The organism is Paraburkholderia hospita (assembly GCF_002902965.1).
Classification (GTDB): domain Bacteria; phylum Pseudomonadota; class Gammaproteobacteria; order Burkholderiales; family Burkholderiaceae; genus Paraburkholderia; species Paraburkholderia hospita.
Genome location: NZ_CP026107.1, coordinates 1,870,066 through 1,882,533, shown reverse-complemented (window position 1 = coordinate 1,882,533; position 12,468 = coordinate 1,870,066). Strand labels below are relative to the sequence as shown.

13 protein-coding genes are annotated in these 12,468 nt (G+C 60.9%); 8 read left to right on the top strand and 5 right to left on the bottom strand.

Going from position 1 to position 12,468, the window contains the following annotated elements:
* Positions 1-359: 359 nt before the first annotated feature.
* Positions 360-1,316 carry an anthranilate 1,2-dioxygenase regulatory protein AndR gene (gene andR, locus C2L64_RS41785; protein WP_039899777.1) on the bottom strand — a complete coding sequence of 319 codons (957 nt, stop codon included), beginning with the start codon at positions 1,314-1,316 and terminating at the stop codon, positions 360-362.
* 188 nt (positions 1,317-1,504) lie between these two features.
* Between andR and andAc the strand changes: the two genes are divergently transcribed.
* From andAc to C2L64_RS41760, 5 genes are all read left to right on the top strand, one after another.
* On the top strand, positions 1,505-2,776 hold the full coding sequence (andAc, locus tag C2L64_RS41780) for an anthranilate 1,2-dioxygenase large subunit AndAc (protein ID WP_007577499.1): 1,272 nt from the start codon (positions 1,505-1,507) through the stop codon (positions 2,774-2,776).
* 25 nt (positions 2,777-2,801) lie between these two features.
* Complete coding sequence (gene andAd, locus C2L64_RS41775; RefSeq protein WP_007577497.1) at positions 2,802-3,278, top strand: anthranilate 1,2-dioxygenase small subunit AndAd; 477 nt, start codon at positions 2,802-2,804, stop codon at positions 3,276-3,278.
* A 9-nt stretch (positions 3,279-3,287) separates the two neighbouring features.
* Positions 3,288-3,611: an anthranilate 1,2-dioxygenase ferredoxin subunit AndAb gene (gene andAb / locus C2L64_RS41770; protein WP_007577495.1), complete on the top strand. Its 324-nt coding sequence runs from the start codon at positions 3,288-3,290 to the stop codon at positions 3,609-3,611.
* Positions 3,601-4,818: an anthranilate 1,2-dioxygenase system ferredoxin--NAD(+) reductase gene (andAa, locus tag C2L64_RS41765; protein ID WP_007577493.1), complete on the top strand. Its 1,218-nt coding sequence runs from the start codon at positions 3,601-3,603 to the stop codon at positions 4,816-4,818. The genes andAb and andAa overlap by 11 nt, the downstream gene beginning before the upstream one ends.
* 125 nt (positions 4,819-4,943) lie before the next feature.
* Positions 4,944-6,119 (top strand): MFS transporter, encoded by a 1,176-nt coding sequence (locus tag C2L64_RS41760; RefSeq protein WP_086910273.1) that lies wholly within the window; start codon positions 4,944-4,946, stop codon positions 6,117-6,119.
* Between the two features lie 12 nt (positions 6,120-6,131).
* On the opposite strand, the gene C2L64_RS41755 is transcribed toward C2L64_RS41760, so the two are convergent.
* Positions 6,132-6,380: a hypothetical protein gene (locus C2L64_RS41755; protein WP_238554528.1), complete on the bottom strand. Its 249-nt coding sequence runs from the start codon at positions 6,378-6,380 to the stop codon at positions 6,132-6,134.
* 228 nt (positions 6,381-6,608) lie between these two features.
* On the opposite strand from C2L64_RS41755, the gene C2L64_RS53665 reads away from it, so the two are divergent.
* The gene (locus tag C2L64_RS53665) at positions 6,609-6,857 is read left to right on the top strand and encodes a hypothetical protein (RefSeq protein ID WP_131542580.1); all 249 of its coding nucleotides are present in this window, start codon (positions 6,609-6,611) and stop codon (positions 6,855-6,857) included.
* Positions 6,858-6,904: 47 nt separating this feature from the next.
* Here C2L64_RS53665 and C2L64_RS41750 read toward each other — a convergent pair whose 3' ends face one another.
* From C2L64_RS41750 to C2L64_RS41740, 3 genes are all read right to left on the bottom strand, one after another.
* Entirely contained in the window at positions 6,905-8,422 is a 1,518-nt protein-coding gene (locus C2L64_RS41750; RefSeq protein WP_039899775.1) for a CoA-acylating methylmalonate-semialdehyde dehydrogenase, read from the bottom strand.
* A gap of 546 nt (positions 8,423-8,968) precedes the next feature.
* Positions 8,969-9,991, bottom strand: coding sequence for an LLM class flavin-dependent oxidoreductase (locus C2L64_RS41745; RefSeq protein ID WP_007577487.1), 1,023 nt, complete (start codon positions 9,989-9,991; stop codon positions 8,969-8,971).
* A 141-nt stretch (positions 9,992-10,132) separates the two neighbouring features.
* Positions 10,133-10,816, bottom strand: coding sequence for a glutathione S-transferase family protein (locus C2L64_RS41740; protein WP_007577486.1), 684 nt, complete (start codon positions 10,814-10,816; stop codon positions 10,133-10,135).
* A gap of 196 nt (positions 10,817-11,012) precedes the next feature.
* Between C2L64_RS41740 and C2L64_RS41735 the strand changes: the two genes are divergently transcribed.
* Both C2L64_RS41735 and C2L64_RS41730 read left to right on the top strand, forming a co-directional pair.
* Positions 11,013-12,014, top strand: coding sequence for a LysR family transcriptional regulator (locus C2L64_RS41735; RefSeq protein ID WP_039899773.1), 1,002 nt, complete (start codon positions 11,013-11,015; stop codon positions 12,012-12,014).
* Between the two features lie 165 nt (positions 12,015-12,179).
* Positions 12,180-12,449, top strand: coding sequence for a hypothetical protein (locus C2L64_RS41730; RefSeq protein WP_007577484.1), 270 nt, complete (start codon positions 12,180-12,182; stop codon positions 12,447-12,449).
* Positions 12,450-12,468 lie beyond the last annotated feature (19 nt).

The window sequence follows — 12,468 nt, the reverse complement described above, 5'->3', positions numbered from 1 at the left end:
AGTTCGATGAATCGCTATGAATACGATTCGGTCGGTGCTCAGCCAGGTGGATCGAGTGGAAGTGGGCGAGGAAGGAATGGCGGGCGATGTGTCGTCGGATTGTCTTGTGATATTTACCAAGGGAGTTGAGTTCGGAACGATTGCGCAACCCCTTGGTAAAGTCGTCTCGGAAGTCTCGCTAGACCGAGGCTATGCGGTTGGACCCCTCGCGGCGCGCCGGATCTGCATGACAAAGCGGCGCGTCGCTCAACAAGCTTGTCATTCTTTCGCCCACGCTGTCGCGCAACTCTTCGTAAAGTCCCGATTTGACCGTGGTGGCCGACCTAGGGCTGGGTGAGACGCGGTGACGCTTAAGCCCGTCAACGCAGCGACTCGCGCCGCGGTGTTTCCGATGGAAGTTCGCCAAACCGCTCGCGGTATGCCTGAGCGAACCGGCCGAAATGAGTGAAGCCGGAATCCAGCGCGATAGTCGCGACGCGCACATCGGGCGTGCTTTCCCGAATGGCCTGACGCGCGCGGTCGAGGCGCATCTGCCGCATCAGGCTGATCGGGCTGACACTGCGAAACCGCAAGAACCCCTCGGTTAGCGTTCTGACGGGCACGCCCGCGGCGCGGGCGATGTCCTGCAGCTGCATCGGCCCGGCAAGGTTGGCGGCCATGAACTCTTCGGCACGGCGTACGAACAACGGCGCGATGGTCGACGGCGGGGATGTCCCGTGGTCCGGGTCGTGACTGCACAACAGGCCGACCAGCAGCGATTCGACATGCGCGCCCACGGCGGGATTCTGAGCGGCCACGTTCAGCAGATCAGGCGAGCTGGCGACCAGCTTCAACTGTTCCTTCCATGCACGCATGGGGCCGCTTTCGAGTGACACGGCGGCGCCCGCGTCGAAGAGGGAAGCGCTGTCGCCATTCAGCGCCGCCGCGTCGATCCGCATCACCAGCTGTTCGCAATCGTGCGACAGCAGCGCGCTGAACGGCTCGCCGGGTGCGCGAATCACGGCGTGCTGGTCGTCCACGACGATCTTCCTGCCAGCCGTATGGACCTCCGCATTGCCGGCGACGCAGAACATCATCAGGAAGTATCCGTCGACGGCTTCGACATCCACCTGGATGGCGCCGCCGAATTGAATCGTGCCGATGCCGAGCCGTCCCACCCGCACAAAGTCCATGTGGGAACGACCGTGCGCGTGGCCGCGTGGAAACAGCGAATGCGGTTGCATGACGCGCGAAATCAGTTCGCGCGTCTCGTCGAGGTCGACCGATTCGAATAGCCGGTGGCGTCGCAATGCGGGGAGTCGAAGAGCGGATCTCATGGTTATTCCGGCGCGCTCGCGCGGGGATTGAACGCAGCCTGGTTGATAAAACGGCCTGAACTGGATATCAGGGCTGTGTTCGGCCAGAAACGGATAGACCCTGCATTTTCCGCCTCCAAAAATGTTCTCACCATGCAGCAGCGAAGTTTCGTTGCTGCAGCGGGCCCCCACAATGCGGAGAAAATAGCATGGAAATGGTCGAGACGCCTGTCAGCTTCAGAAACACGCAGGACACGGACATGGTGCAGTTCCCGCGCGACGACGGCTCGCGCGTGCCCTACAAGGTGTTCAGCTCGCAGGCGGTGTACGAGCGCGAGCAGGAGCGCATCTTTCGCGGCCCGACGTGGAATTTCGTCGCGCTCGAAGCGGAGATCCCGAACCCGGGCGACTTCAAGAGCACCTTCGTCGGCGATACGCCCGTCGTCGTCACGCGCATCGAGGATGGTTCGCTGTCGGCATGGGTCAACCGCTGCGCGCATCGTGGCGCATCCGTGTGCCGCAAGGCGCGCGGCAACGCGACATCGCACACATGCGTGTATCACCAGTGGAGCTTCGATAACAGCGGCAATCTGCTGGGCGTGCCGTTCCGCCGTGGACAGAAGGGCATGACGGGCATGCCGCCCGACTTCGACCCCAAGCAGCACAGCCTGCGCAAGCTGCGCGTGGACAGCTATCGCGGCCTCGTCTTCGCGAGTTTCAGCGACGCAGTCGCACCGCTGCCCGACTATCTCGGCGCGGAAATGCGCCCCTGGATCGATCGCATCTTTCACAAGCCTATCGAGTATCTCGGCTGCACGCGGCAATACTCGAAGTCCAACTGGAAGCTGTATCTCGAGAACGTGAAGGACCCGTATCACGCGAGCATGCTGCATCTGTTCCATACGACCTTCAACATTTTCCGTGTCGGCATGAAGGCGCGATCGATTCCCGATGCGACGCACGGCCTGCACAGCATCATCACGGTGACGAAGACGGGCGAGGACACATCGGCGGCCTACAAGCAGCTACAGATCCGCTCGTTCGATGAAGGCTTCGCGCTGGAAGACGATTCGATCCTCGGGCTCGTTTCCGAATACGAGGAAGACACCACCAACCATATCCAGCCGATCTTTCCTCAACTGGTGATCCAGCAGATCCACAACACGCTAGTCGCACGCCAGCTGCTGGCAAAAGGTCCGAACAACTTCGAGCTGATCTTCCATTTCTTCGGCTATGCCGATGACACACCGGAACTTCGCGCGCTTCGCATCAAGCAGGCGAACCTGGTCGGACCGGCGGGCTATATCTCGATGGAAGACACGGAAGCGACCGAACTCGTGCAGCGAGGAACGGTGCGCGACGCGGACGCGACGTCGGTGATCGAGATGTCGCGCAGCAATCCGGACCAGCAGGACACGGTAATTACCGAAAGCCTGATTCGACGGTTCTGGGTCGGATATCAGAAGCTGATGGGCTATTGAGAAAAAGGACATGCAAATGGATCAGATGAAGGATCAGATGAAGCTTTGGTTCGAGTTGAACATGCTGCAGAACCAGTACATCAGCAATCTCGACAACGACAGGCTCGAAGCGTGGCCGACGCTCTTTACGGAAGACTGCCTGTACGAGATCGTGCCGAAAGAGAATGCGGATATGGGCTTACCCGTCGGCATCATTCATTGCACGAACCAGAAGATGCTGCGCGATCGCGTCGTGTCGCTGCGTCACGCCAACATTTTCGAGGAGCACACATACCGGCACATGACATCGGGCCTGACGATCACGAGCGACCAGGACGACGTGATCGAAACCGAAAGCAGCTATGTCGTGGTCCAGACGCTGGCGAACGGCGAGTCGAATGTGTATCAGGCGGGCAAGTACTACGACCGCGTCGTGCGGACGGCGGATGGGCTGCGCTACCGAAGCAAGCGGGTGGTGTATGACACGTCGCGCGTGCAGACGCTGCTCGCAACGCCGATCTGAGGAGCGGACATGGAAGCGAAGATTGACAACTGGCAGACCATCGGCACGCTCGATGACTTTGCCGAAGGCGAGCCGGCGGCCGTGTTCGCAGGCGATCGTCAGATTGCGGTGTTTCGTATCGGCGACGAGGTGTTCGCGTTGAACGATCTCTGCACGCACGGACATGCGCGGCTCTCGGAAGGGTATGTGGAAGACGGCTGCGTCGAATGTCCGCTGCATCAGGGGCTGATCGACATCCGCACGGGTGCGGCGCGTTGCGCGCCCATCACGGAGGCGGTGCGCGCATTCCCGATCCGTATCGTCGAGGCGAGGGTGGAAGTCAATGTCGAATGAACGGCACGTGATCGTGGGTGCGGGGCATGCGGCACGGCGCGCGGCGGAGACGCTGCGCGCAATGAACGCGGACGTGGACATCGTCATGTTCGGCGACGAACCGCATGCGCCGTATGACCGCCCGGTATTGTCGAAAGACGCGCTGACCTCCGAAGAAGGCGAGCGGAAGGCTTTCATCCGGCAGCATGACTGGTATGCGGCGCAGCGGATCGATTTGCGTCTGTCGTCTGCCGTCGTCGAAATCGACCGGACGCGGGCATGCGTGCGGCTGCGCGATGGCAGCGATGTCGGCTATGACAGGCTGCTGCTCGCGACGGGGTCGCGTGTGCGCCGGTTCAGCGGCCCTGTGGATGAACGCGTGCAACTGCACTATGTCCGCACGCTCGCCGACGCGCGGGCGCTGCGCGCCGTTCTTTCGCCGGGCAAGCGTGTTGCTATCCTGGGCGGCGGCTTTATCGGGCTCGAAGTGGCCGCCGCCGCGACCCAGGCAGGCTGCAGGGCGACGGTGATCGAGCCTGCGCCGGCGCTGCTGCAACGCGCGCTGCCGGAGAGCGTGGCACAACACATTGCGGCTTTGCACGAGCGAAACGGCGTCGAACTGCGTCTCGGCACGATGCCGGCTGCAATCGCGTACGAGAACGGATGTGCATCCATCCAGAGCGATGCGGGCGCCATCAGTGCGGATGTCGTCGTAGTCGGAATCGGCGTCGTGCCGAACGTCGAACTCGCGGAAGCCTGCGGGCTTGAAGTCCGCAACGGCGTCGTGGTCGATGAGCAGTGCCGTACCAGCGACCCTGCGATCTTCGCGGCAGGCGAGGTGACGATGCACGCCAATCCGTTGCTTGGCCGCAGTGTCAGGATCGAATCCTGGCAGGTGGCAGAGAACCAGCCCGTCGTCGCGGCGGAGAACATGCTAGGCGGTCGTGCGATATACGCAGAGCTGCCGTGGCTCTGGTCCGATCAGTTCGACTGCAATGTGCAGACGCTGGGCATCGTGGAGCCGCAGCATCGTCTCGTCACCCGTGGGGACGCTGTCACCGGTTCGTTCTGTGTCATGGCGCTGGACGACACGACGCGGATGAGGGCGGCGATTGCCGTCAATGCGGGACGCGAGATCGGCGCATGCAGGCGGTTGATTTCGGCAGGTGCCATCATGGACGAAGCGCGGCTCGCGGATTCATCTGTTTCACTGCGGTCGTTGCTGTGACGCGGACCGTCGAGAATCGCTGGCGTGTGCCGTAGCATCCAGGCAGTCCGATGCCGCGATGGTACATACTCGCTCCTGCGATTGACGACTGCCCGATTGTTACTGGTCACCCGGCCCTCTCTTTCATGCGTCCATTCATTGGCTTTCTCGTTCTCGTTGGTACCCTGCTCACGGCGGCAGGATACGGCGGGACCTTTCTTCTTTCGATGCGCTTCAGGTACATCGGCGGCAATGACGTCGACACCGGGCTCACGCTCGTAGGTGCGATGGTGGGTACCTTTGTCGGCGTTCCGCTTGTTGGCTGGCTTTCGCATCACCGCGTCGGCGCGGCGCGGATGGCCTCGCTTGCGGCGTTATGCGTGGGCATGGGCGTCGCGGGTTTCGCAGTGATCGAGCGCGTCAGCGTGCTCGATGCGATTCCAGCGTTTCTCGTGGGTTTAGGCTGGGGCGCGTTCTATCTCGCGGCGCCGATGTCGCTCGCCGAGCGAACCAATGATTCGGACCGGGGTTACTGGTTTCTGCGCTTTGGCACTTTCCAGATGGCGGGAATCGGCGGCTGCCCGGCGCTGGCGGGCGTCGCCATACATTCGTTGCACTGGTCGCTCAGCAGTGTGCTCTATACGGTCAGCGGCCTTTGTGTGGTCGCGTCGGTGATACTGGAAATGTTCGCCCGGTTGTCGCCCCTTTCGTCCGTGCCGCCGGTACAGGACAGATGGTGGCGTGGTATCGGCGCAATTGCGCGAACGCGTGCGATGTACCCGATCATCATGGTCGCGCTGGGCGCCTGCGTCTTCTCAGGCTTGATGACGTTTCAGATGTCGCTGGTGCAGGGAACGCATGCGCAAGCAACCACCTTCTTCAGTCTGTACGCGATAACCGTCGTGACCGTACGCTGGACATTTTCCCGACTGGTCATCAATTTGCGCCGCGAAACTGCAACGAAGGTGCTGCTCGTCATGATGGTGCTGGGCATCGCAGCGATGTTCGCGGTGCCGTACCATGTATCGGCTCATCCAGCGGCAGCCGTCCTGCTTGGCACAGGATACGGGCTTGCCTATCCGGTCATCCAGACCCAGGCGGTCAACGATTCCGCCGCCATGCATCGTCGCGCCGCACTGACATGGTTCGTTGCGGCGTACTTCGTCGGGGTGTTCGGCTTTCCGTCTGTGGGCGGGTGGGTATTGGTGCACGCCGGCAAGGACGCGCTACTGGCACTGATCGCGCTATGCGGCCTGACGGCTCTCACGCTCGCATTCTTGGGCGACCGGGGGCGTGTTGATGCGCTTTCGGCAAAAGCGTAGCAACCGCCTGGCTCAAGCGGGGCGCAACTGGTTGCGTCCGCTGTCGTCTTTGCGCTTCTTCGCCTCGGCTTTCTTGCACATGTCGAGCAATACCCAACGAGCAACTGTCTCCGGACGATCCATTCCGCACTGGGCGGACCGGATATCCGCACCTGAATAGACGATGACGGTTCCTTCGAGCACCCGATATGAACCCGTGTGCGTAATACCGGCGAGCGTGACGGAAACAGGTCGCCTTTCATCGTATTGAGCTGAAGCCACTTTGTAGATTTTTTTAATTGCAAAGCAGAAACTTAAACGTACGATTATCCGTCGTCAACAACATATACCTTTTGAAGCATATTCCGTTTGGAATTCAATTTGGACGTCGTTCTCGACTGTAGAGCCTTACCTTGGCGATTGGATGCCATGCTGGATGGAAATTGGCCGGGTTGAGGGACCCGGTATACTCATTCGTGATGCTCGACTTAGAACCGACCGCATGCCGCAATGCATCGCGCATTTGCGACGCGCGATCGACGGTTGATTGATCGTTCTGGTGTTGGCGGCTGCGGTGGCGACGGTGAATGGGGGGTGAGCGTGTCCGAAGAAGTCAAGTACAGTCACTTAGCTGACATTCCCGGTTTGATCCTTAGCACAGCCCGGTTCGCCGAGTTTCGCTTTGAGCCGCACTATCATCTGGACTGTCATATCGCGCTCGTTGCCAGCGGGCTGCAACGTCAGTCGTTCCAGCTTTGAAAGCGCAGCGGGCACGAAACCGACCATGCCCGCTGCGACGCTCCGATTTACTTCGCTGCTGGCATCGTGAATTCGACACCTGTGGCGATGCTATCCGGCCAGCGCTGCATCACGCTCTTGTAGTGCGTGTAAAAGCGCACAGCTTCTTCGCCATACGCGTGATGATCGCCGAACAGCGACCGCTTCCAGCCACCGAACGAATGCCACGCCGGCGGCACCGGACTCGGGATGTTGATGCCCACCATGCCAATCTGAATCTGCCGGGAGAACGCGCGTGCAGCGGCGCCGTCGGATGTGAAGAGCGATACGCAGTTCCCCAGTTCGTGCGCGTTGACGAGCGCGATCGCACTGGCGAGATCGGGCACGCGGACAACCGAGAGGACCGGTCCGAAAATCTCTTCCCGATAGATGCTCATATCGGCCTTCACGTCGTCGAAGAGCGAGCCGCCGAGAAAGAAGCCTTCCTCATGGCCGGATACGGTATGGCCGCGACCATCGACGACGAGCCTGGCACCCGCCGCGACGCCCGCCTCGATATAGCCCGTTACCTTGGTGCGATGCGCGGCGCTGATGAGCGGTCCCATGTCCAGATCGGGCTCCATGCCGCCGCCGATCCTGAGCGAACGCACGCGCGGCGCGAGACGCTCGATCAGTTCATCGCCGATACTTCCCACTGCCACCGCGACGGACGTTGCCATGCAGCGCTCGCCCGCCGAACCATATGCCGACGAGATCAGAGCATCGACCGCTTGATCGAGATTGGCATCAGGCATCACGACCAGATGGTTTTTCGCACTGCCCAGCGCCTGCACGCGCTTGCCGCGCTTGGCGCTTTCGCTGTAGATGTATTCAGCGACGGGTGTCGAGCCAACGACAGACATCGCGGCCACATCGGGGTGTGCGATCAGCGCATCGACGACGGTCTTGTCGCCATGCACGACATTGAACACGCCTTTGGGAAAGCCAGCTTCGATGAACAACTCGGCAAGCCGGATCGATGCTGACGGCGTGCGCTCCGAAGGTTTAAGAATGAACGTGTTGCCGCACGCGGCCGCCATCACGAACATCCAGCAGGGCACCACCATCGGAAAATTGAACGGCGTGACGCCAGCGGCCACGCCGATGGGCTGACGCAGATTCCAGTTGTCGATGCCGCCGCTGACTGAATCAGTGAAGTCTGTCTTGAGCAACTGCGGGATGCCGCACGCGAATTCGACGATTTCGATGCCGCGCACCACTTCGCCCTTTGCGTCCTCAAACAGTTTGCCGTGGTCGCGCGTGATGAGTTCGGCGAGTTCGTCCGCGTGCGCCTCGAGCAGTTCCTTGAACTTGAACATCAAACGGGCGCGTTTGAGCGGTGCGGTTTCGCTCCATGCCGGGAACGCGGCTTTCGCGGCCGCGACGGCGGCTTCGACTTCAGCGGATGTTGCGACGGGCACGCGGGCCGTCACCCGGCCTTGCGCCGGATCGAATACCTCGCCAAACCGCTGGCCCGCACCAGCGGCGCGCTGACCGTCGATGAAATGACTCAACTCGCGCACAGCGCTTTTATCTGCTTCGCTCATTACATGCTCCTATCGAGGGCTGCGGGCGCTGTCCGTGCCACGCCGCCCTATGTTGTCGAACGTTGGTTGTTCGGCTTTTACGCCTCGTGCCGACCGCTCCAATAGACACAATGTAGGCGTACGAACTCGGAGGTCGAATATCCACGTCGGACAAACAGTCTTGCGCGGAAGGAACAAATGACAGCCAACAGCAAGGCTTGCACGGCTGCACTGGACAGTGAATCTGTGCGTGTGCAGCCGCTAAAAGGAGAGGGCGGGTTCGATGCGCCGGGCGTGCTTCAACATCGACTTCGCCTTATCGGACAAGGCTCGTCGGAGTGATGTGAAGGTTCTTACGCCTTGAGAAATTGAGGCCGCTACGACCTGATGTACTTGAACATCTGATCGAATTGATGGCCGTTGCGGCAAAAGGAAGTGTGCGCCAGGGTCTTTTTTCTGGCTCAAAATCTGCCTAATTTGGCCGGAAACCCGCCGCGCCGCGGCCTGCGTGTATCTTCAATCATCGTCAGAAATGACTAGACCTGTTTCTGACGATTCTTTCGCGCCTTAGCGCCAACCGAGACCGGGAGCGACATGCGTGAGAATCGATTCGATGACGTGCGCGCAGTACTCGACGCCCAACTGGTTAGGCACGGTGAGTAGCAACGTATCGGCTGCTGCGATTGCTTCGTCTTTTGCCAGTTCCTTGATGAGGACATCGGGCTCCGCAGCGTAATTCCGGCCAAAGATCTTCTGGATATCGTCGTCGAGAAAGCCGATCGTGTCGTTGCTCTGCGTGCCCCGGCCGAAATACATGCGGTCCTGCTGATTCACGAGAGCGAAGATACTCCGGCTGACAGACACACGCGGCGCTCGCGTATGCCCCGCCTCTTTCCATGCATCACGGTAAACCTGGATCTGCTCGGCTTGCTGGATGTGAAGCGGGCGGCCCGTTTCGTCGTTCTTCAGTGTGGAGGTCTGCAGGTTCATGCCCATCTTCGCGGCCCAGACGGCCGTCGCGTTGGAACCCGAACCCCACCAGATGCGCTCGCGAAGGCCTTCGGAATGCGGCTCGACGCGTAGAAGTCCCGGCGGGTTGGCAAACATGGGGCGGGGATTCGGCTGTGCAAAACCCTTACCTCGCAGCACTTCATAAAACACTTCTGTGTGACGGCGTGCCAGATCGGCGTGCGTCTCGCCTTCGTTTGGCGCGTACCCGAAGTGGCGCCAGCCATCGATAACCTGTTCGCCCGAGCCTCGGCTAATACCGAGCTGCAACCGTCCACCAGCAATCAGATCGGCTGCGCCAGCATCTTCGGCCATGTAGAGCGGATTCTCGTAGCGCATGTCGATGACACCCGTTCCAATCTCGATCGTGCGCGTCTTGGCGCCGATCGCGGCGAGCAGGGGAAAAGGGGACGCAAGCTGTTGAGCGAAATGATGGACGCGAAAGAAGGCACCATCCGCGCCGAGTGCTTCGGCGGCGACGGCGAGGTCGATGGATTGCAGAAGTACATCGGCTGCCGATCGTGCCTGTGAACCCGGAGAATTGGCCCAGTGACCAAAAGAGAGAAAACCAATCTTTTTCATAGCTGTGGATTCAGTTAGCCGGTATCTGCGATGTCGGCCGCGAGAACAGGGAACAGGAAAGCTGTAACACTACAGCATCGATCTGCAACGCGCCGGCACTCGCCATTTCAGGTGGCAAGCGCGGCGGTTCTCGCGGCTTGTTTAGACCGTGAGCGAGGCGTTCTGCGGGAACAGCGCACGGCGGGTCTCTTCATCAAACTCGGCCTTGAACGTGAGCCGGTCTTTCAGCGCCAACGCGCGGACTGCCGCCGGACGCGCCGAGATCTCATCGACCAGACGCTTGACGTGCGGATAGTCGCTAAGTCCCTTCTCGCCGAAGATATAGCCAGCAAAATTCGCCCAGCCCCACAGCGCGATGTCGGCGATCGAGTACGTGTCGCCGGCCAGATACTTCGAGGTCTCGAGACGCTCATCGAGAACGCGATAGTGACGCTCGACTTCCTTCAGATAGCGGTTGCGCGCATACGGCAGAGGTTCCGGTGCATGGTGCAGGAAGTGCACGGCCTGGCCCGAAAACGGCGACAGCCCCGTCGCGACGAACTGGAGCCACGAGAGCATCGCGGCACGCTCGGACGCTGCGGACGGCACGAACTTCCCATGTTTTGCGCCGAGGTGCAGAAGAATCGCGTGCGAATCGAACACGGTCACACCGTCATCGACGATGGCTGGCACCTTGCCGTTCGGATTGATCTTCCGGTATGCCGGCGCGTGTTGTTCTCCCTTGAAGGTATCGACAGGGGAAAGCTCGAATGGCGTTTCAAGCTCTTCGAGCAAAAGCGCCACCTTGAAGGGATTGGGCGTCGGGTGGAAGTAGAACTGAAGCATGGTGTTTCCTTGATGAGGACATCGGTGAGATCGCAGCGAATGCGCAGCCTGGTCGCTCCATGTATTGCAGTCCCCGCAGATGTGCGGGGAGCCACGTGCGTTTGAGCCCGTCTCCAGGTCGCATAGTCACATGCTGAACTCAAACTCCCCGTTTGCCGTACGATCTGGCCGATGAACACCTTCGATGGAGTCGAACATGTTGTCTGAAGACGAATTGGCGCTGCTCGAGGCGATTCGTGAAACGGGCAGCCTGTCACGCGCGGCGGTGCGGCTCGGCAAGGCAGTGTCGACGGTGTCGCACGCCGCGCGGCAACTGGAAACACGCTTTGATGCGTTGCTGTTCGATCGGCGCCGCTACCGGCTGCAACTGACACCCGCAGGCCAGGTGCTCGCCGACGAAGCCGCCCGTTTGATGCTCGACATGTCGCGGATGACGCAGCGCGTACGGCAGATCGCAAGCGGCTGGGAAGATCGCCTCTGGATCGTCACGGACGAGATCATCGAGTTCGAACTGCTGATGCCCGTCATACGCAGTTTCGATGCGCTCGACTCGGGTGTGCAGTTGCGCGTCACACACGAGGTGTTGAGCGGCACGTGGGAAGCGTTGCGCGATGGCCGCGCGGACCTGATCGTGGGCGCGACCAACGAACCTCCTGCGATTCCCGGGCTGCACTGGTTCGAGCTGGGCACGATCGAATGGGTGTTCGCAGTGGCTGCGCGGCATCCTCTTTCGAGCGTGGAAGAGCCACTTCGACGCGAGCAGATACGCGAGCATCGCGCGGTGGTGGTGGCCGACTCGTCGCGCACGACAGCTGGGCGTGTGTATGGCGTGATCGGTGGCCAGACTTCGCTGGCCGTGCCGACCATGCAAGCGAAAATCCTCGCGCAACGCGCGGGTCTGGGCGTGGGCTGGCTGCCGCGTCAAAGCGTCGCTTCATTGCTGAAGCGCGGCGAATTGGTGGAGAAGACCACGGTTGATCCTCGCGAGCCGACTGTTTCGTATGTCGCGTGGCGTAGCGATCGCGAGGGACGGGCGTTGCAATGGTGGCTGGAGCAGTTGCGGCAGCCGCGGCTTGCGAAGCGGTTAGTGCATGGCGTGGATAGGGGGACGGCCAATCCGCTCGCGGCGGATGAAGAGGAGGGTGCACAAACGAAACCTGCTCTGGGGAAGGCGCGTAAGTCCATGTCTTCCCGATAGTTCTGCGGTTATCCGTCGAATCCCGCGGCCGTCCCAATGCCGCGCCGACCCGCATCCCATTCCCGAATACTGACAAATACCTTACAATACCGTCAGGACTTCCCGACAGCATTGGCGCAATCCATGCCGCCGTGGGGTCTCCATATAAGGGTCTGAGGAGGCGATATGCACTTCTATCACCACGGTGTAGCGATTCAGCCGTCGGTCGCACGAAGCGGCAATACCTTTGTCGCCCGGGTCGCTATTCTCGAAGAGGATGGCGAGGCGACGTCGCTTGGCGATCTGGGTCACTTCGCGAACCGGCAATCGGCCTTTGCGTTTGCCGTGCGGTGCGGCACGGCATTCGCGGACAACGAACCGATGCCGTTGCCGCCCTGCGATATCCGGTCAAAGAAAGACGGTTGCGGACACGGATCTGCGGCCGATCTTCTTTGAGACGCGACGGCTTTGTCTT

Excerpts from the sequence above, each read along its gene's own strand:
- andR (WP_039899777.1), bottom strand. The coding sequence starts at position 1,316 with ATGAGATCCGCTCTTCGACTCCCCGCATTGCGACGCCACCGGCTATTC.
- andAc (WP_007577499.1), top strand. The coding sequence starts at position 1,505 with ATGGAAATGGTCGAGACGCCTGTCAGCTTCAGAAACACGCAGGACACG.
- andAd (WP_007577497.1), top strand. The coding sequence starts at position 2,802 with ATGAAGGATCAGATGAAGCTTTGGTTCGAGTTGAACATGCTGCAGAAC.
- andAb (WP_007577495.1), top strand. The coding sequence starts at position 3,288 with ATGGAAGCGAAGATTGACAACTGGCAGACCATCGGCACGCTCGATGAC.
- andAa (WP_007577493.1), top strand. The coding sequence starts at position 3,601 with ATGTCGAATGAACGGCACGTGATCGTGGGTGCGGGGCATGCGGCACGG.
- C2L64_RS41760 (WP_086910273.1), top strand. The coding sequence starts at position 4,944 with ATGCGTCCATTCATTGGCTTTCTCGTTCTCGTTGGTACCCTGCTCACG.
- C2L64_RS53665 (WP_131542580.1), top strand. The coding sequence starts at position 6,609 with ATGCATCGCGCATTTGCGACGCGCGATCGACGGTTGATTGATCGTTCT.
- C2L64_RS41750 (WP_039899775.1), bottom strand. The coding sequence starts at position 8,422 with ATGAGCGAAGCAGATAAAAGCGCTGTGCGCGAGTTGAGTCATTTCATC.
- C2L64_RS41745 (WP_007577487.1), bottom strand. The coding sequence starts at position 9,991 with ATGAAAAAGATTGGTTTTCTCTCTTTTGGTCACTGGGCCAATTCTCCG.
- C2L64_RS41740 (WP_007577486.1), bottom strand. The coding sequence starts at position 10,816 with ATGCTTCAGTTCTACTTCCACCCGACGCCCAATCCCTTCAAGGTGGCG.
- C2L64_RS41735 (WP_039899773.1), top strand. The coding sequence starts at position 11,013 with ATGTTGTCTGAAGACGAATTGGCGCTGCTCGAGGCGATTCGTGAAACG.
- C2L64_RS41730 (WP_007577484.1), top strand. The coding sequence starts at position 12,180 with ATGCACTTCTATCACCACGGTGTAGCGATTCAGCCGTCGGTCGCACGA.